The sequence below is a fragment of the Pseudomonas sp. RT6P73 genome (genome assembly GCF_054897715.1).
Window position 1 is genome coordinate 1071520 of the sequence record NZ_JBUBUV010000002.1, and the last position, 15530, is coordinate 1087049.

Here is a 15530-nt window from a genome sequence, read left to right on the forward strand (position 1 = left end):
ATCCACTATTGTGAGAACACCAGAAATCAACTGTGGGAGCGAGCCTGCTCGCGATGGCGGTGTGTCAGTCAACATTGATGTTGAATGTGCCGGCCTCATCGCGAGCAGGCTCGCTCCCACATTGGTTCTATGGTGTGGCTTAGAGGGTGAAGTCGCCTTCGGCGGCCAGTTCGCTCAGCGGGCGGCGCGGGCTTGGCTCTTCGCGTGCTTGCAGGTAATCGGCCAGCGTCGCTTTATCGCCCAGTTTGCCCACGGCCACCGCTGCGTGCAGTGCGTAACCTTCAGGAATGTTCAGCTCCTTGCGGGTCAGGTCCTGATCGAAACCGGCCATCCCGTGGGTGTGCCAGCCGCTGATGCTTGCTTGCAGCGCCAGGTGGCCCCAGGCCGAACCGGTGTCGAAGGTGTGCCACAGGGCCGGGGTTTCTTCGGTGGCGCCGGGTACGGCGAAGGTGGTTTTCGAGATCACAATCACCAGTGCTGAAGCGTGTTGCGCCCAGCCGCGGTTGAATTCATTCAGCAGGCCCAGAAAGCGCTCCCAGTTCGGCGTGTCGCGACGCGCGTATAGAAACCGCCAAGGCTGCGAGTTGTAGGCCGATGGCGCCCAGCGAGCGGCTTCGAAGAAGCTCAGCAAGGTTTCTTCGGCAATGGTTTCGCCGGTGAAGGCACGGGGCGACCAGCGATCGGTGAACTGAGGGTGGATCGCATAATCGGCAACGCGTGGATTTGCACTCATCAAGAGATTCCTTGCTTTGTCTGAAAGTGAGGGTCGTCTGAAACCTGCGGGCGCAGTTGAGCTGAGCGCTAAGGTTTTCGAGAGCCGGGCAGTTCACCTGAATGCAACGCGGTTGAGCGTTAATGGCATTTGGGCATGGCTCCTTGCGACTGGCAAAGCTACGTGGCGGCGCAATAACTGACAAGCCCCGTTCTACCGGCAGTCGCCAATGCTTGGCCCGCAAGGGCCTTGGCACTAGACTGGCGGCCTTTTCACTACCTGATGTCGATGCTCGAACCATGGCCGCCAACGTCGAACCGTTCTGGATACGCAAAACCCTCGATCAACTCGATCCACAGGAATGGGAATCGCTGTGCGACGGCTGTGGCCTGTGCTGCCTGCAAAAGCTCGAAGATGAAGACGACAACTCCGTCTATTACACGCGCATCGCCTGCAAACTGCTGGACCTGAACACCTGCCAGTGCACCGACTACCCGAACCGCCGAGACTTCGTCCCCGATTGCATCCAGCTCACCCCGGGCAAGGCTGACGAGTTCAAATGGCTGCCGCCGACCTGCGGTTATCGCCTGGTCAGCGAAGGCAAGGACCTGCCACTCTGGCATCACCTGGTGTGCGGTGATCGCGATGCGGTGCACCACGAACGTATTTCCCAGTCCGGGCGCATGCTCGCCGAAGGCAGCGTGGACGAAGATGATTGGGAAGATCACCTGATTTTCCGGGCAGGCTAGTTTTACAAAGGAGTGTGTATGGCTGTGGGATTGCGGCTGGCGTTGACCGTTGGGTTATTGGCGCTGAGTTCGTCCGTGTGGGCGGCGAAGAAGGTCGATCTGGATTACCACGTGCGCCTGTTGCCGCAAAGCGATCAGGCCGAAGTGCGACTGACGCTGGCCCAGGGCTCGGCGGTGCGCAGTCTGGATTTTGATCTGGGCGACGGCAGCCACTACAGCGACTTCAAGGCCGACGGCGAATGGCAGCTCACGCCGGGCAAGCAGACGCGCGGGGTTTGGCGTCCGGCCACTGACAAGGCCAGCCTGACCTACCGCGTGCGCATCAGCCACGGGCGCAAAAGCGGCAGCTTCGATACGCGCATGACCCCGACCTGGGCGTTGATGCGCGGCGACGACCTGGTGCCACCGGCCAAACTCGATCAGCAGGACGGTATCGAGCTGGTGTCACGCCTTGAATTCGAATTGCCCAGCGGCTGGAAAAGCGTCGAAACCGCCTGGCCGCGAATCGGCAAGAACAAATTCCGCATCGATAACGTCTCTCGACTGTTCGACCGGCCCACAGGCTGGATGCTCGCCGGCCACCTCGGCAGTCGTCGCACGCGGCTGGGAGAAACCGAAGTCACCGTCGCCTCGCCCCGAGGGCAGGGCATGCGCCGCATGGACGTGCTGACGCTGCTGACTTTTGTCTGGCCGCAGGTTCAAGCGGTGTTCCCGCGTCATCCCACCAAGCTGTTGATCGTCGGCGCCAATGACCCGATGTGGCGTGGGAGCCTGGCCGCACGTGAATCGATCTATCTGAATGCACGTCTGCCGCTGGTCAGCGAAAGCGGTACCAGCGCGTTGGTGCGTGAACTGGCGCAGGTGTTCGCGCGGATCAACGACAAGCAGCGCAGCGACTGGATCAGCGAAGGGTTTGCCGAGTACTACGCCATCGAACTGGTGCGCCGCGCCGGAGGCATGAGTGATGAGCGCTATGAAAGTTTGCACGGGAAGTTGATCAAGGACAGCCAGAAAGTCACCACGTTGCGTGGCGAACAGGTGAGCCCGGCGCAGGTGTCGAAAGCGGTGCTGTTACTGCAGGAGCTGGATCGCGAGATTCGCTTGAAGACGCGCAACAAACGGTCGCTAGATGATGTGTTGCGTGGGGCGATGCATCTGGAGAGCGTGGATACCAAGGAATTTGTGCAGCTCGCGGAAAGCGTAATTGGCGAGTCTTCCAAAGTCCTTGATACCGAGTTACTTCAGTAGCACCGCCATCGCGGGCAAGCCTCGCTCCTACTTGATCGGTGTCGTACACAAGACCAGTGTAGGAGCGAGGCTTGCCCGCGAAGAGGCCGTTAGCCTCAACACATCTTCCGGATCAAACCCCGGTTTTAGGCGACTTCAACGAATCATTGCCCGTCACCGTAGCGGTATTGGTCGCCGCCTCGGCATTCGCCTTCAACTTGCTCAATTCTTCCCCGGCCCGCTCGATCTTCGCCCGAACGTTGTTCATGTCCTGACGGCTTTTCTCCAGCAGACTTTTCGCCGAGCTGTGCCCGGTAATCCCGCGAGCCAGCGCGACACCGCCGATCGCCACTTGAATCAACCCGAAAAAACCGCCGCGACGCAGGCCCTTGCCCATCATCAGCACGCCACCGGCGAGGGAGCCGACGCGTTCCCAGCCGTGGACGTTCTGTTCGGAATGAGTCTGGAACGGGGTGGATTCGATGCGTTCTACGCGTTTGAGTTCGCTCATGATCTGTCTCCAGGCAGGAATGACTGCTTCAACAATAGATAGTTAAGCTGACTGCCGGAGCGGGCGGCTTGTTCCATCGAATGTGCGGCGATTCAGCGGAATTTTGCTCCGGAACGAGTATTGAGTCCCTTGGACATGCGGTCGTAGAGCACGACGTTGACGGTGGCGGCCAGGTTCATGCAACCGGTGGTAGGGATGTAGACCACGTCTTCGCACCAGTCGCGAATCTCTTGATCCAGCGAGCCGTCTTCCGGGCCGAAGATGTACAGCGCGCGGTCCGGGTGGGTGTATTCGGGGAGCGAACGAGCGCCTTCGACCAGCTCCACCGCGACGGGCACACAGCCCAATGGCAGGATTTTCTTCAAATCGTCGATGCCGATCAGCGGGATGTCGTAGTGGACGCGCTTGGTGTCGGTCACGAAGTCGGCGGCGCGTTCATAGCGCTTGCCGGTGTAGAACACGGACGCCACGCCATAGCAGCCGGCGGCGCGCATCACCGAACCGACGTTTTCCGGTGATTTGGGGTTATACAAACCAATGCAGCTGTACCGTTTGTCTGCCACGAGCGGGGTGCCTTCGGGGAAAAAACGGCGATTATACGGGGATTGGGGGAGGGGTGTTCGGTTTGGAGACTTGTGGTGTCTGAACAATTGCTATCGCTAGCAGGCTAGCTCCCACATTGGATCTTGGGCGTTCACAAATACTTATGTGCACAGAAGATCCCCTGTGGGAGCTAGCCTGCTGGCGATGGGGTCGGGTCAGGCACTGAAGATCTCCCACATTGGATCTTGGGCGTTCACAAATATTTATGTGCGCAGAAGATCCCCTGTGGGAGCTAGCCTGCTGGCGATGGGGCCGGGTCAGGCACTGAAGATCTCCCACATTGGATCTTGGGCGTTCACAAATACTTATGTGCACAGAAGATCCCCTGTGGGAGCTAGCCTGCTAGCGATGGGGTCGGGTCAGGCAATGAAGATCTTCAGTCGTCTTTTTTCATCAGGCCGGCCAACGCCGCAAACGGGTTATGCGTGGCCTTGGCGATTTTCGGCGTGCTCAGCGAGCCTTCGTGAAAATACTGCTGGTCGGTATACCGCGAGTGTTCGTTGTCGTGGCAATACAGGCACAACAATTCCCAGTTCGAGCCGTCCTGCGGGTTGTTGTCGTGGTTGTGGTCGCGGTGGTGCACGGTCAGTTCGCTCAGGCGCTTGCCGGAGAACTCGCGGGCGCAGCGGCCGCACACGTGCGGGTACATCTTCAGGGCCTTGTCGCGGTAACCCATTTCCTTGTCACGCTGATTGTCGGCAAGGATGCGGTCCAGTTTCGACGTGTTGGTCGGAGGTGTTGACGAACTCATGGGTTCACCTTTGTAAAAGACTAATGACGGTTATGAACGGAGTTTAGCTCAGCCCTTGAGCTTCTCGGCAATCCAGATGGTGTGGCGGGTGCCTTTGTTGCCGTGGGCAAAGACCTGGACTTCCTCGGCCTTGAAACCGGCTTTCTTCAATTTGTCGGAAAATTGCTTGTCGGCACTCGCCGACCACACCGCCAGCACGCCTTTGGGCCGCAGGGCCTTGGCGCAGGCGCTCAGGCCACCGGCGGAGTAAAGCCAGCTGTTGGCCCTTTGGGTCAGGCCTTCGGGACCGTTGTCGACGTCGAGCATGATGGCGTCGAAACCTTGTGGCTCGGCTTGCAGCACTTTGGCCACGTCTTCCATGCGGATCACGGTGCGCGGGTCGAGCAGCGGGTTGCCGGCTTTCTCCCCCAGCGGCCCGCGATTCCACTCCACCACCCCAGGCACCAGTTCGGCGACCACCACTTCAGCAGTCTTGCCCAGATGCTTGAGGGCCGAGGCGAGGGTGAAGCCCATGCCAAGGCCGCCGATCAGCACCCGCGAACTCGGCCGGCCGGCCACCTTGCGGCACGGGATCTCGGCCAGGGCATCTTCGGAGCCGTGCATGCGGGTGTTCATCAACTGCCCGCCGTCGCCGCCCTGGATCTTGATGACGAAATCCTCGCCATACTCGAACAGGCACAAGGCGCCGCCGTTTTCAGGGATAGGGGCGGTGTCGAGCAGAACGAAACGTTTCATGGAAATCTCAAATTGGGGGAAGGCAAACAGAGGCAGTTGGGAGTAGCCTGCCAATGACAACAAGGCCAACGGAGCCATTGATGAAGCGCACCATTCTAACGGTCATTGCCTCGGCCGCGCTCTCGATAACTGCAGTGCAGGCCCAGCAGTTGCAACCCGTTCCGATCAGCCCGGCGCCGATGCCCGGTTCGCCCGGCACCGCAACCCCGACGCCGTACCCGCAAATCACCCCGTCCACTGCGCCCCGGACCGGGCCTGGTAGTGGCGGTCCACCGCTGGTGCCGATCGACATGCCCAGTCCACCGGTCAAGGATCAACCGGTACCGGGCCTTGAGCCAAACAGCACAAAGACCAAGTCGCCCGGCGGTTAAACCTGCTGCGAAAGCAGTTGCCCGTCGGCCATGCGCAGGCGTTTGGAGAGGGCGACGGCGAGGGCGCGGATGATCTTGGCGGCGATTTTAGGCGCGTCGTTGATCATCTTTTCCAGAGAGTCCTTGCCCAGGTTCAGCAGCTGGCAGTTGCTGGCGGCGACGCAACTGGCCGAGCGGCGTTCGCCATCGAGCACGGCCATTTCGCCGAACGACCGGCCGCTGCGCAAGGTGGCCATGGTCACCAATTGCCCGTCGCCGTTGGTCTTCTGCACCGACACCTGGCCGGTGTGGATGATGCACATGAAGCTGCCGGCATCGCCCTCATGGAAAATCTCTTCGCCTTCGGGGATGGTGCTGATGCTGAAGTAGCCGGAGGCAGCGGCGAAGTCCGCAGGCAGCAGTTGATCGAACAGGCCGCAGTCCATCAGCCAGTCGCGGATTTCGTTATTCAGTAAGGTCGGTTCTGACATGTCGGCACGGTCTTTTTTTTGTGTCTGGTTCCGGTCCGAATCCCTTGTAGGAGCGAGGCTTGCCCGCGAAGAGGCCGTAACATCCAACATCAATGTTGGCTGTGAAAATGCCTTCGCGGGCAAGCCTCGCTCCTACAAGGGCGGGCGGCGTACAGGATTTAAGACCGACACGCCGGGCCAAGTTCCTCAGGCAATCCCCAAAACCTTGAAAACAAATGCGTATTCGAGTGCTACGTCACGCAATCCTTGATAACGACCGCTCATCCCGCCATGCCCGGCGCCCAATTCAGTCTTGAGCAGCAGGGGATGGGTGTCGGTTTTGGTTGCGCGCAGTTTCGCTACCCATTTCGCCGCTTCCCAGTACTGCACGCGACTGTCGTTGTAGCCGGCGATCACCAGGGTCGCCGGATAGGCTTGCGCGGTGACGTTTTCGTACGGGGCGTAGGCCTTGATCCGATCATAGACTTCCGGCTCTTCAGGATTGCCCCACTCGTCGTATTCCGTGACGGTCAGTGGCAGGTCCGGGTCGAGCATGGTGTTGAGTACGTCGACGAACGGCACCTCGGCAATGGCCGCGCCGAACAGCTCCGGACGCTGATTGAGCACCGCGCCGATCAGCAAACCACCGGCACTGCCGCCGCTGATTGCCAATTGCTGCGACGTGGTGAAACCGTTGTCGATCAGGTGTTCGGCACAGGCGATAAAGTCGCTGAAGGTGTTGTGCTTGTGCTCCTGCTTGCCGGCGCGATACCAGGCTTCGCCCAGTTCACCGCCGCCACGCACATGGGCGATGGCAAACGCCACGCCGCGATCCAGCAAACTCAGGCGGGCGTGGGAGAACCACGGGTCGAGGCTTTCGCCGTAAGCGCCGTAGCCGTAGAGATACAGTGGCGTCGGCTGACCGAGTGCTTCGCGTTTGACCACGAGGCTGATCGGCACTTGCGTGCCGTCGGGTGCCGTCGCCCACAGGCGCTGGCTGACGTAAGCGTCGGCGTCGAAGGGGCCAAGCACCGGGGTTTCCTTGAGGACTTTCTGCTCGCCACTGTCCAGTTCAAGCTGACGGATCTGCGCCGGACGGTTCAATGCCTCGTAACGCAGGCGGATCCTGTCGCTGACAAACTCCAGGCTGTTCTGCACATGCAGGCTGTACGCCGCATCTGGCAGTTGCACACGGTAGCTCGGCAGGTCTTGCGGGTGGACTTCAATCACCGGCAAGCCGCCGACCCGCAAGCTCAGGGTCATTGCACCGACGTTCAGGCTCATGCCCTCGATCATCGTGGTGTCGCTGTGGGGGATCAGGTTCTGCCAGTCGGCCTCGTTGGGCGCCACGCCGGTATCGACGGCGGTATACAGGGCAAAGTTGATGCCGTCGCGGTTAGTGCGAATGAACCAGGCCCATTCACCGTTCAGCGTGCCGTGGTCGACGTCGTATTCATGGTCTTCAACCCGTGGCGCCAGGCAGGTAAAGGCCTGCTGCGGCTGCGAGGCGTCAAGGACCCAGACTTCGCTGGTGGTCTTGCTGCCCAGCGACAGCAGCAATTGCTGTTCGGAACTGGAGCGGTAGCAATGCAGGAAGAATCGTCCGTCCGGCTCGTTGAACACTTCTTCGGCCGCCGTGCCGTCCAGTCGATAGCGCAACAGTTTGTGCGGGCGGTGGGTGTCGTCCAGTTCGCCGAAAAACAGGGTCAGGCTGTCGTTGGCCCAGGTCATGCTGCCGTCGCAATCCTGAAATTCCAGTTCGCTGACGCGGCCGCTGGATAATTCCTTCACGAACAGCGTGTAAATCTCATCGCCCGTGGCGTCGATGCTGTAGGCCAGGCGCTGATGGTCCGGGCTGATGCTGAACGCACCCAGAGAAAAGAAACCGCCGTTGGCCAGTTCGTTCGGGTCCAGCAGCAGCTGTTCCTGGCCTTCGTCGAGCAGCAGGCTGTCATCGGCCGGACGTGGGCAGCGGTAGTGGCGGGCGTATTCGTCACCGGCGGTGGTGCGCGTGTAATACAGGTACGGACCCCAAGGGGAGGGCAGTGACAGGTCGGTTTCGAGAATCCGGCCCTTGATCTCCTCGAACAGGGTTTCGCGCAGCGCGGCCTGATCGGCGGTTTGCGCCTCTTGATAGCTGTTTTCAGCCTTGAGGTAGTCGAGCACCGCGTCGGTGTCGCGCTCCTGCAGCCAGGCATACGGGTCAGGGCCGTCAGCCTTGTGGGCAATCGGGGCGCTGGTGACGTTGGCGGATAAGGGCATGAAGGACTCTCGAACAATGTGCGGAATAGAGGGCTTCGCAGGCAATATGCAAATCTTGATGCCTCTGCTGATCCTGTGGGAGCGAGCCTTTGTGGCGAGGGAGCTTGCTCCCGCTGGGTTGCGAAGCGACCCCAAAAGCTCTGCGACTGCTTCGCAGCCGAACGGGAGCAAGCTCCCTCGCCACAGTTCGCTCCCACATGGATTACGCCTGACGGGCGAAAAGTCGTTACTATAAGCGCCTCTTTGCCTGCCTTGCCATGGACACCATGACCGAGAACGACTATCTGATCGCTTGGGGCCTCTACGCCTTTGCCGCTTTAGGCTGCCTGTTGGTGTGGATGCGCATCACCCGCTGGATGTGGCGTTGGCTGCGCGAACCGCTAAGGCTGCTGGTTGCGGTGCTGCTGTTCAGCCCGACCATTATCGACCCGGTGAAGGAAAAAGTGGCCCCGGCCATCGCAATCACCGCGCTCGATCTGCTGTTCAAGGTGGGCAACAATGCCTGGCGGGCGGTTTCCGATCTGTTCATGTACGGCATGATCGCCTTCGGCATTTACCTGGTTTACGTGGCGATCCGCTTCCCGCTCGAACGCGCCTCCAACGCTCGCAAGGAACAGGCGGCTGCCGCCAAGGCCGCTGCCCGGGCCGACGATCCTGACGACGATCATCCGTTCGGCGGTGCCGGCGATGATCGTTATGGTCGTCCGCCAGTGCCGAGCAACCCTCAGCGATTGCGGGTCGAACCGCGTTTGTAATCCGGCATTGAAGCGAGAATCCGAGCATGTGTGAGTTATTGGGCATGAGCGCCAATGTGCCGACCGATATCGTGTTCAGCTTCACCGGGCTGATGCAGCGCGGCGGTCGTACCGGTCCGCACCGTGACGGTTGGGGCATCGCCTTCTACGAGGGCCGTGGCCTGCGGCTGTTTCAGGACCCGGCGGCGAGTTGCGAGTCCGAAGTGGCAAACCTGGTGCAGCGCTATCCGATCAAAAGTGAAGTGGTGATCGGGCACATTCGCCAGGCCAACGTCGGCAAGGTCTGCCTGTCCAACACGCACCCTTTCGTACGCGAACTGTGGGGCCGCAACTGGTGTTTCGCCCACAACGGTCAGCTTGCGGATTTTGAACCGATCAAAAGCTTTTACCGCCCCGTCGGCGACACCGACAGCGAAGCGGCGTTCTGCGATCTACTCAACCGTGTGCGCGCAGCGTTTCCGGAACCAGTGGAGATCGAAGCGTTGCTGCCGGACCTGGTTGCCGCTTGCGCCGAATACCGCAGCAAAGGCGTGTTCAACTGCCTGCTGAGCGACGGCGACTGGCTGTTCTGCTATTGCTCGACCAAATTGGCCCAGATCACCCGTCGCGCGCCGTTCGGCCCGGCGCGGTTGAAGGATGTCGATGTGATCGTCGATTTCCAGGCCGAAACCACGCCCAACGATGTGGTCACGGTGATCGCCACCGAACCCCTGACCGAAAACGAAACCTGGACCCGCTACGAACCGGGCCAATGGAGCCTCTGGCGACGCGGCGAATGCGTCAGCCAGGGCAAGACCGAATAAGGATCTCACCCGATGTTGCTCAGTTATCTACGGCTGGTGTTGTTTGCGGCGGGCCTGTTGATCGGTGTCCAGGTGCCGGGGTTCATCAACGATTACGCCAAGCGTGTCGAAGCGCATCTGATTGAGGCGCAGACCGGCTTGAGCGGTTTTCAGGGTACGGCCAATCAGTTCTTCAAGGGCGATATGCAGGCGCTGGTCGCCCATTACCGTGCCAGCGAAGACCCGATTTTTCGCAGCGACGCCGACAGCCTGAGCACCCTGCTCACCCGTCAGGTGGCGCTCGATAAACAGTTCCATGCGATGCAGGGCCCTTGGTACATCCGCGTCCTGCAGGTTGCGCTGGCGGCTGATCCGGATATTCGCAAGGAAACCTGGAATGGCTACAGCTACCAGATCCTGCTGACGCCGGAAGCGATGATCTGGGGCATGAGCGGCGCGTTGCTGTTGTCCTTCGGCATCGAGTGCCTGTTCCGTCTTATCGACTGGGTGGTACTGGGCGGCAAACGCCTGCGCCAGAGCCGGCCGATCGAAGACCGGGATGTGCGCGGGTTGTAAGGCGCATCGCGGACACCTGTAGCAGCTGTCGAGCACCGCGAGGCAGCGTTCGGCGGCGAAGCCGTCGTAAAACCAGCCCCCGCGGTGTATCAGGAAAACCCTGCATGCCGGGTTTGCGACGGCTTCGCCGCCGAACGCTGCCTCGCGGTGCTCGACAGCTGCTACACAAGCAAAAACTCAGCGCGCCAGGGTGATGTAGCCTTCGCCCACCTTGCGCGCATACCCCTCCAGCACCTTTTGACACAACGCCACAATCTCCTCGACCCATTCCACGCCCACCCGCCAAGACACCACGACCTGCAAATTCGGCAGCTGTTGGTCAATAGCCAGCAAGGTCAACTCCCCCCGCGCCAGCTCCTCGGCCACCAAGACCGGCGGCAACGCGCCAATTCCGAATCCGTCGCGCAGCAGCCGGGTAATCGCCGACACCGAATTCACGCAGTTCAGCCGGGGCGTCATCACCCCGTTAGCCTGCATCAGGCTCAGAATGTCCTGATGCGGATGTGAGTTTTTCGAGTAGGTAATGATCCGCTCGCGAGCCAGATCGGCAACGCCTGAATACTTGCGGTTGTAGATCGAGTTGCTGGCGACAATCCAGCCCATCGGATGGCTCGCCAGCTCCAGGCTGCGCACGCTTTCCTGGCGCACCAGGTCGGTTTGCAGGATCAGATCGAGAAAGCCTTTTTGCAGCTGATCGCAGAGGTTGAGCGCCGTATCGGCCACCAGCTCTATTTCCACCAGCGGGTAATGATCCATCATCTGTGCCACCAGCGGGCTCAGCCAGGTGTGGATCACCGTGTCCATCACGCCGATCCGCACGCGTCCGACCTTGCTTGAGCGCGTCTCGATCGACTGCTTGAGGGCCTGCATGGTGTCCATCATTTGCTCGGCGTGTTCGAGCACTTTCAAGCCTTCGGGCGTCAGGCTCACGCCCCGCGAATCACGCAAAAACAACTTCACCCCGAGCTCGCCTTCGAGCACCGCGATGCGACTGGAAATCGACGCCTGGGTGGTGAAGAGCTTGTCTGCCGTCAGGCGAAAACTCTTGAGTCGGGCGACCCAGACGAAGGTCTCGAGAAACTTCAAATTCATGGGATCTGCTCGGGGATAAAGAATTCTTATGTCTAGGGCGGGTTTTTATTAGTTGGACGCAACGGGCCCCGGCGCCCAAAAATCAGGCCATCCGGTTCCCACGATAGGCGTCGTCGGGGCTCAGAACAATACCAATAAAATTTGCACGGAGATTCGCCATGAGTGCGCCCGACACTACCGCCATCCCGAAAGCCACGGCTCGTCCGGGACCTTTCGACTGGTACCGCAACATCAATCAGCAAGAGCGCCGCACCTTCTGGAGCTGCAAGATCGGCTATGGCCTGGACGGCATGGACACCCAGATGCTCAGCTTCGTGGTGCCGACTCTGATTGCCATGTGGGGCATCACCACCGGCGAGGCCGGGCTGATTCACACCAGCACCCTCATTGCTTCAGCCATCGGCGGGTGGGTGGCAGGCATTCTGTCGGACCGCATCGGCCGCGTGCGCACCTTGCAACTGACGGTGCTGTGGTTCGCCTTCTTCACCTTCCTCTGCGGCTTCGCGCAAAACTACGAGCAACTGTTGATCAGCCGCACCCTGATGGGCTTCGGCTTTGGCGGTGAGTGGACCGCCGGCGCGGTGCTGATGGGCGAAGTGATTCGCGCCAAGGACCGCGGCAAAGCAGTGGGCATGGTGCAATCGGGCTGGGCGTTGGGTTGGGGGCTGACGGCGATTCTCTATGCGCTGCTGTTTTCGGTGTTGCCGCCGGAAGATGCCTGGCGCGCGTTGTTCATCCTTGGCATCGTGCCGGCGATTTTCGTGATTTTCGTCCGTCGACTGGTCAAGGACCCGGAAATCTACCGCGAAGCCAAGGCCAAACAGGAACCCGGTAACGCGGCGAAGTTCTACGAGATCTTCGCCCCCGGCATCCTGTTCACCACGATTCGCGCGTCGGTGCTGACCACTGGCGCACTGGGCGGTTACTACGCGATCACGTCCTGGCTGCCGACTTTTCTGAAGAACGAGCGCGGATTGAGCGTACTCGGCACGGGCGGTTATCTGGCGATGGTGATCGTTGGTTCCTACGTCGGCTACGTCATCAGCGCGTATTTGACTGACATTCTCGGCCGTAAAAAGAACTTCATCCTGTTCGCCGTCGGCTCATTCACCATCGTGTTGCTCTACACCCAATTGCCGGTCAGTAACGGCGTGATGTTGTGGCTGGGCTTCCCGCTGGGCTTCTTCGCCTCAGGGATTTTCAGTGGCATGGGTGCGTTTTTGACCGAGTTGTTTCCGACACGGATTCGCGGTTCGGGGCAGGGCTTTTGCTACAACATTGGTCGGGCACTGGCGGCATTGTTCCCGCTGCTGATCGGCTTGATGAGCCAGAAGGTGCCATTGAGCGTAGGCATCGGGGCCTTTGCGGCGGTTTCCTACGGGGTGGTGATCCTTGCAGCGTTGAGCCTGCCGGAAACCCGCGGCAAGCAACTCGACGCCCAATAACAAAACGCCAGCAACTGATAATCTGCGGGCAACTGCCCCACAGAAAAAAAGAAAATGCCTACAGGAGTGTTCACCGTGAGCCGCCTGCTATTGAACTGCGACATCGGCGAGAGTTTCGGCAACTGGACCATGGGTCTGGACGCCGAGGTCATGCCCTTCATCGATTGCGCCAACATCGCCTGCGGCTTCCATGCCGGCGACCCGAGCATCATGCGCAAGACCGTCAGCCTGGCCCTGAGCAACGGCGTGCAGATCGGCGCGCACCCGGCCTATCAGGATCTGGTCGGTTTCGGCCGCCGTTCCATGGCCTACGCCGCCCAGGAACTTCAGGACATTCTGCATTACCAGATCGGCGCCCTCGACGGCATTTGCCGGGCCCAGGGCGGGCGGTTGAGTTACGTCAAACCCCACGGCGCGATGTACAACGACATGATGGCCAACCCGGCGCAATTGCGCGCGGTGCTTCAGGCCGTGGCGGCGTATGACCGGACCCTGCCGCTGATGCTGATGGCCACTCGCGACAACAGTGCCGCGCAGCAACTGGGTGATGAATACGGCGTGACCCTGTGGTTCGAAGCCTTTGCCGATCGCGCCTACGACAATGCCGGCATGTTGGTTTCGCGGCAACTGCCGGGGGCGGTGCACCACGATCCCGAGCGAATCATCGAGCAAGCGCTGACCATCGCCCGTGGCGACAACCTCACCGCCAGCGACGGCAGCGCCTTGCATCTACAGGCCAACACCCTTTGCGTCCACGGCGACAACGCCAGTTCGGTGGCGGCCGTGCGCCGGATTCGTGAAGCCCTTGATCAGCAGAGCGCACCATGAAACCGCGGGTTGAGGTGGTGGCGCTGGATTGCCTGATGGTGCGTCTGTTCGATGAAATTGCCGAAGCCAACATGCCGTGGATGCTGGCGGCCAGCGAAAACCTGCGCGCTGCGTTCGCCGGGCATCTGATTGATCTGGTGCCGTCCTATACGACCTTGATGGTGCATTACGATCTGACCGCATTAAGTCCGGCCCAGGCCCGGGAACTGATCGCCGAAGCGCTGATCGATCTGTCACCCAACGCCCGCACCAGCGGCAAATGCCATGTGCTGCCGGTCTGGTATGACTTGAGCGTCGGCCCGGAGTTGAGCCTGTTGTCGCAGCGCAGCGGGCTGACGGTGGAGGAGGTGATCCGTCGTCACAGTGAGCGCGAGTATCAGGTGTTCGCCTTGGGCTTTGCACCGGGGTTCGCCTTCATGGGGCTGGTGGAGGAAGCACTCGCCGCGCCGCGCCTGAATACGCCGCGCAAAAAGGTTGCCGCCGGCAGCGTCGGCATCGCCGAGCGGCAAACCGCCGCCTACCCGGTGGTTTCCCCCGGCGGCTGGAATCTGATCGGCCGAACGCCGGCCAAATTGTTCGACCGCGAGCGCGACGGCTACAGCCTGATGCAACCGGGTGACACCGTGCGCTTTGAAGCGGTCAGTCATGCCGAGTTCATCAACCTGGGCGGTGACGACACGCCATTGGAGGCCCAGGCATGAGCCATCTATTGATTGAGGCGAGTACGCCGCTGTGCCTGTTGCAGGACGCTGGCCGTTTCGGCGTGCGGCATCTGGGCGTGACCCAGGGCGGCGGACTGGATTGGCGCTCGATGTCGTGGGCCAACTGGCTGCTGGGTAACGGGCTGGATACGCCGGTGATTGAAATCACCCTCGGCGGATTCAGCGTCGTGGCCGAGGAAGATTGTGTGTTGGCGTTGGCCGGGGCGGATCTGGGCGCGCAGGTGGATGGTGAGGCACTGGCGCCATGGCGCAGTTTCCGACTGAACAAAGGCCAGCGATTGCAGTTCACTCAGCCGCTGCTCGGGGCGCGGGCTTATCTGGCGGCACCGGGCGGGTTTGAGGCGCCGAAGGTGTTGGGCAGCAGCGCGACGGTGGTTCGTGAAGAACTCGGCGGTCTGGATGGAATGGGCCGGCCTTTGGCCAAAGACGCGGCGTTGAGCTATCGCGGGAGTGCGCTATTGCTGCTGAGGGAGTTGCCGATGGAGCACCGGCCCGATTTCAAAGTCGATTCGCCCCTGGATGTGGTCCTTGGCGCGCAGATCGGTGAGTTCAGCGGGCAAAGTCTGTTCGACGCTTTCAACAGTGTCTGGACCCTCGACAGCCGTGCCGACCGCATGGGCATTCGCTTGCTGGGAACGGCATTGCAATACCAGGGCAAACCGATGATTTCCGAAGGTATCCCCCTCGGCGCGGTCCAGGTACCGCCGGATGGGCAGCCGATTGTGTTGCTCAATGATCGGCAGACCATTGGTGGTTATCCGCGATTGGGGGCGTTGACGCCGTTGGCGCTGGCACGGCTGGCGCAGTGCTTGCCAGGGGCGAAGGTGCGGTTGCGGCCGGTGGTGCAGGATGTTGCGCATCGGGAGCAGGTCAAGTATTTGCGCCGATTTTCAGACCGCTAAAAGCTTCGCGGGCAAGCCTCGCTCCTACAGGGTTGGTGCACGACGCACGAACACCGAA

18 protein-coding genes are annotated in these 15530 nt (G+C 60.9%); 10 read left to right on the forward strand and 8 right to left on the reverse strand.

Annotation, left to right across the window (positions count from 1 at the left end; genetic code table 11):
* Nucleotides 1–139 precede the first annotated feature (139 nt).
* A complete protein-coding gene (locus tag ACYZT6_RS05405; protein ID WP_131060411.1) occupies nucleotides 140–733 on the reverse strand; it encodes a nitroreductase family protein in 594 nt (197 codons plus the stop codon).
* Between the two features lie 278 nt (nucleotides 734–1011).
* On the opposite strand from ACYZT6_RS05405, the gene ACYZT6_RS05410 reads away from it, so the two are divergent.
* Nucleotides 1012–1461 (forward strand): YcgN family cysteine cluster protein, encoded by a 450-nt coding sequence (locus ACYZT6_RS05410; protein WP_462026040.1) that lies wholly within the window; start codon nucleotides 1012–1014, stop codon nucleotides 1459–1461.
* A gap of 18 nt (nucleotides 1462–1479) precedes the next feature.
* Entirely contained in the window at nucleotides 1480–2709 is a 1230-nt protein-coding gene (locus ACYZT6_RS05415; protein WP_462026041.1) for a hypothetical protein, read from the forward strand.
* A 112-nt stretch (nucleotides 2710–2821) separates the two neighbouring features.
* On the opposite strand, the gene ACYZT6_RS05420 is transcribed toward ACYZT6_RS05415, so the two are convergent.
* The 4 genes from ACYZT6_RS05420 to ACYZT6_RS05435 form a co-directional block, all read right to left on the reverse strand.
* Nucleotides 2822–3199, reverse strand: a complete 378-nt coding sequence (locus ACYZT6_RS05420; RefSeq protein WP_462026042.1) for a YgaP family membrane protein — start codon at nucleotides 3197–3199, stop codon at nucleotides 2822–2824.
* A gap of 92 nt (nucleotides 3200–3291) precedes the next feature.
* The gene (locus tag ACYZT6_RS05425; protein WP_131060415.1) at nucleotides 3292–3762 is read right to left on the reverse strand and encodes an RNA methyltransferase; all 471 of its coding nucleotides are present in this window, start codon (nucleotides 3760–3762) and stop codon (nucleotides 3292–3294) included.
* Between the two features lie 416 nt (nucleotides 3763–4178).
* Nucleotides 4179–4553 carry a YajD family HNH nuclease gene (locus ACYZT6_RS05430; protein WP_461980127.1) on the reverse strand — a complete coding sequence of 125 codons (375 nt, stop codon included), beginning with the start codon at nucleotides 4551–4553 and terminating at the stop codon, nucleotides 4179–4181.
* 48 nt (nucleotides 4554–4601) lie between these two features.
* Nucleotides 4602–5288: a spermidine synthase gene (locus ACYZT6_RS05435; protein ID WP_462026043.1), complete on the reverse strand. Its 687-nt coding sequence runs from the start codon at nucleotides 5286–5288 to the stop codon at nucleotides 4602–4604.
* A gap of 80 nt (nucleotides 5289–5368) precedes the next feature.
* Here ACYZT6_RS05435 and ACYZT6_RS05440 point away from each other — a divergent pair, with 80 nt between their 5' ends.
* Nucleotides 5369–5659 (forward strand): hypothetical protein, encoded by a 291-nt coding sequence (locus ACYZT6_RS05440; protein ID WP_462026044.1) that lies wholly within the window; start codon nucleotides 5369–5371, stop codon nucleotides 5657–5659.
* Here ACYZT6_RS05440 and ACYZT6_RS05445 read toward each other — a convergent pair.
* Together ACYZT6_RS05445 and ACYZT6_RS05450 are read right to left on the reverse strand one after the other, a co-directional pair.
* Nucleotides 5656–6129 carry a cyclic nucleotide-binding domain-containing protein gene (locus ACYZT6_RS05445; protein ID WP_461984791.1) on the reverse strand — a complete coding sequence of 158 codons (474 nt, stop codon included), beginning with the start codon at nucleotides 6127–6129 and terminating at the stop codon, nucleotides 5656–5658. The genes ACYZT6_RS05440 and ACYZT6_RS05445 overlap by 4 nt on opposite strands.
* Before the next feature lie 186 nt (nucleotides 6130–6315).
* Nucleotides 6316–8370 carry a S9 family peptidase gene (locus ACYZT6_RS05450; protein WP_462026045.1) on the reverse strand — a complete coding sequence of 685 codons (2055 nt, stop codon included), beginning with the start codon at nucleotides 8368–8370 and terminating at the stop codon, nucleotides 6316–6318.
* A 257-nt stretch (nucleotides 8371–8627) separates the two neighbouring features.
* On the opposite strand from ACYZT6_RS05450, the gene ACYZT6_RS05455 reads away from it, so the two are divergent.
* From ACYZT6_RS05455 to ACYZT6_RS05465, 3 genes are read left to right on the forward strand one after another with little or no spacing between them, the layout of a single operon-like run.
* On the forward strand, nucleotides 8628–9125 hold the full coding sequence (locus tag ACYZT6_RS05455; protein WP_462026046.1) for an MFS transporter: 498 nt from the start codon (nucleotides 8628–8630) through the stop codon (nucleotides 9123–9125).
* A gap of 26 nt (nucleotides 9126–9151) precedes the next feature.
* Nucleotides 9152–9928, forward strand: a complete 777-nt coding sequence (locus tag ACYZT6_RS05460; RefSeq protein ID WP_149657144.1) for a class II glutamine amidotransferase — start codon at nucleotides 9152–9154, stop codon at nucleotides 9926–9928.
* A 12-nt stretch (nucleotides 9929–9940) separates the two neighbouring features.
* A complete protein-coding gene (locus tag ACYZT6_RS05465) occupies nucleotides 9941–10483 on the forward strand; it encodes a DUF2937 family protein (RefSeq protein ID WP_462026047.1) in 543 nt (180 codons plus the stop codon).
* 177 nt (nucleotides 10484–10660) lie between these two features.
* Here ACYZT6_RS05465 and ACYZT6_RS05470 read toward each other — a convergent pair whose 3' ends face one another.
* Nucleotides 10661–11575: a LysR family transcriptional regulator gene (locus ACYZT6_RS05470; RefSeq protein ID WP_462026048.1), complete on the reverse strand. Its 915-nt coding sequence runs from the start codon at nucleotides 11573–11575 to the stop codon at nucleotides 10661–10663.
* A 158-nt stretch (nucleotides 11576–11733) separates the two neighbouring features.
* Here ACYZT6_RS05470 and ACYZT6_RS05475 point away from each other — a divergent pair, with 158 nt between their 5' ends.
* From ACYZT6_RS05475 to ACYZT6_RS05490, 4 genes are all read left to right on the forward strand, one after another.
* Nucleotides 11734–13020 carry an MFS transporter gene (locus ACYZT6_RS05475; RefSeq protein ID WP_462026049.1) on the forward strand — a complete coding sequence of 429 codons (1287 nt, stop codon included), beginning with the start codon at nucleotides 11734–11736 and terminating at the stop codon, nucleotides 13018–13020.
* Nucleotides 13021–13095: 75 nt separating this feature from the next.
* Nucleotides 13096–13848: a 5-oxoprolinase subunit PxpA gene (locus ACYZT6_RS05480; protein ID WP_462026050.1), complete on the forward strand. Its 753-nt coding sequence runs from the start codon at nucleotides 13096–13098 to the stop codon at nucleotides 13846–13848.
* Nucleotides 13845–14549, forward strand: a complete 705-nt coding sequence (gene pxpB, locus ACYZT6_RS05485; RefSeq protein WP_462026051.1) for a 5-oxoprolinase subunit PxpB — start codon at nucleotides 13845–13847, stop codon at nucleotides 14547–14549. The genes ACYZT6_RS05480 and pxpB overlap by 4 nt, the downstream gene beginning before the upstream one ends.
* Nucleotides 14546–15472 (forward strand): 5-oxoprolinase subunit C family protein, encoded by a 927-nt coding sequence (locus ACYZT6_RS05490; protein WP_462026052.1) that lies wholly within the window; start codon nucleotides 14546–14548, stop codon nucleotides 15470–15472. Before pxpB ends, ACYZT6_RS05490 begins: the two co-directional genes overlap by 4 nt.
* Nucleotides 15473–15530: the final 58 nt, after the last annotated feature.

Coding starts and splice junctions, on each gene's coding strand:
- ACYZT6_RS05405 (WP_131060411.1), bottom strand. CDS start 733: ATGAGTGCAAATCCACGCGTTGCCGATTATGCGATCCACCCTCAGTTC.
- ACYZT6_RS05410 (WP_462026040.1), top strand. CDS start 1,012: ATGGCCGCCAACGTCGAACCGTTCTGGATACGCAAAACCCTCGATCAA.
- ACYZT6_RS05415 (WP_462026041.1), top strand. CDS start 1,480: ATGGCTGTGGGATTGCGGCTGGCGTTGACCGTTGGGTTATTGGCGCTG.
- ACYZT6_RS05420 (WP_462026042.1), bottom strand. CDS start 3,199: ATGAGCGAACTCAAACGCGTAGAACGCATCGAATCCACCCCGTTCCAG.
- ACYZT6_RS05430 (WP_461980127.1), bottom strand. CDS start 4,553: ATGAGTTCGTCAACACCTCCGACCAACACGTCGAAACTGGACCGCATC.
- ACYZT6_RS05435 (WP_462026043.1), bottom strand. CDS start 5,288: ATGAAACGTTTCGTTCTGCTCGACACCGCCCCTATCCCTGAAAACGGC.
- ACYZT6_RS05440 (WP_462026044.1), top strand. CDS start 5,369: ATGAAGCGCACCATTCTAACGGTCATTGCCTCGGCCGCGCTCTCGATA.
- ACYZT6_RS05445 (WP_461984791.1), bottom strand. CDS start 6,129: ATGTCAGAACCGACCTTACTGAATAACGAAATCCGCGACTGGCTGATG.
- ACYZT6_RS05450 (WP_462026045.1), bottom strand. CDS start 8,370: ATGCCCTTATCCGCCAACGTCACCAGCGCCCCGATTGCCCACAAGGCT.
- ACYZT6_RS05455 (WP_462026046.1), top strand. CDS start 8,628: ATGGACACCATGACCGAGAACGACTATCTGATCGCTTGGGGCCTCTAC.
- ACYZT6_RS05460 (WP_149657144.1), top strand. CDS start 9,152: ATGTGTGAGTTATTGGGCATGAGCGCCAATGTGCCGACCGATATCGTG.
- ACYZT6_RS05465 (WP_462026047.1), top strand. CDS start 9,941: ATGTTGCTCAGTTATCTACGGCTGGTGTTGTTTGCGGCGGGCCTGTTG.
- ACYZT6_RS05470 (WP_462026048.1), bottom strand. CDS start 11,575: ATGAATTTGAAGTTTCTCGAGACCTTCGTCTGGGTCGCCCGACTCAAG.
- ACYZT6_RS05475 (WP_462026049.1), top strand. CDS start 11,734: ATGAGTGCGCCCGACACTACCGCCATCCCGAAAGCCACGGCTCGTCCG.
- pxpB (WP_462026051.1), top strand. CDS start 13,845: ATGAAACCGCGGGTTGAGGTGGTGGCGCTGGATTGCCTGATGGTGCGT.
- ACYZT6_RS05490 (WP_462026052.1), top strand. CDS start 14,546: ATGAGCCATCTATTGATTGAGGCGAGTACGCCGCTGTGCCTGTTGCAG.